The 949-nt window shown below is 64.7% G+C and carries 2 protein-coding genes and 1 pseudogene; all 3 read left to right on the top strand.

Translation table 11 applies throughout. The features are described from left to right. Positions 1 to 157: pseudogene (locus tag KYY02_RS33660) on the top strand (IS5/IS1182 family transposase); the annotation flags it as partial. A 150-nt stretch (positions 158 to 307) separates the two neighbouring features. Continuing rightward, entirely contained in the window at positions 308 to 649 is a 342-nt protein-coding gene (locus tag KYY02_RS33655) for a hypothetical protein (protein WP_371244880.1), read from the top strand. Between the two features lie 48 nt (positions 650 to 697). Next, a partial coding sequence (locus KYY02_RS33650) for a DEAD/DEAH box helicase family protein (protein WP_371244878.1) occupies positions 698 to 949 on the top strand: 252 nt, incomplete at its 3' end.

The following is a 949-nucleotide window of genomic DNA, read 5'->3' as shown; positions in this document are numbered from 1 at the left end:
AATCCGAGGCGTCCACGCTGTCGCCGAACGTGCCAACGCCCTGCTGAAGGTCACCTTCAAGGCTTTGCGCAGAGTCAGTCTCGCCCCCGCGGCCATCACCCGGATCACCCGAGCCGCCCTCGTCTTGCTCCAGCTCGAACACGGCCGTACCGCCTGAACGAAGATCACAAAGCGTCACGAGACGTTACCGAGAAGGGTTCAGTGCGTCGGCGGGCCGCGAACGCTCAGCGGAGACGTACCCGAGGGACCGGATCCCGACTGGCACTTCGAAGCAGGCCTGCAGCGAACAGCTCTCCCCTACTCGTTCATGATCGGCCCCAACGGGGAGTTCGGGCTCCACGCCGGCAACTGGGTCCCCCTGCACTCCACCGTTGAAGGGTGGGTGGAAGCAGTCGCCCTGGCCGATCATGCCCGGCGATGCGCACGCACCACCAAGACAGTCACCGGTGACGCCGTAGACGACCTCGGCCTCGAAGGGTTCGATCCTGTTCCGGAAGTCGCCGGCCTCGCAGACACCTGGTGGCGCGGAACCGACTCCCTCATCGCCATCTACCGCGGCGAAGCCGAAGTCATGAACGCGCCCCAATGCCAGACCGCCACCATCTACAGCGGCCTCGACCAGTGGGGACTCAGAGGACTCGACAGTTAGACAAACGCCTCAACACCCGACCTCTGCCGCACAGAATGGACACTCGGAATGCACGGCATTTCCCTCAAGGAACACCAAGTAGACCAGAAGTCGGCGTTCCGGAAGTGGGTGGGATTCCCTGCAAGATCATCTGTCCCTGCGGAGGGGGCGCGGGGCACGATCGTGTCCGCGACCGGATCAGGCAAGACAATCACCGCCGCCTCCTGCGCGCTCGAGTGCTTCGGAAACGGTCGGATCCTCGTGATGGTGCCCACCCTGGACCTGCTGGTGCAGACGGCCGAGGCGTGGCGCCTGGTGGGT

Origin of the sequence: Streptomyces pimonensis (assembly GCF_041380215.1) — a bacterium.
Classification (GTDB): domain Bacteria; phylum Actinomycetota; class Actinomycetes; order Streptomycetales; family Streptomycetaceae; genus Streptomyces; species Streptomyces pimonensis.
Note: the sequence above shows the minus strand (reverse complement) of the source record. Positions and strands in the feature narration are given on the sequence as shown.

Excerpts from the sequence above, each read along its gene's own strand:
- KYY02_RS33655 (WP_371244880.1), top strand. The coding sequence starts at position 308 with ATGATCGGCCCCAACGGGGAGTTCGGGCTCCACGCCGGCAACTGGGTC.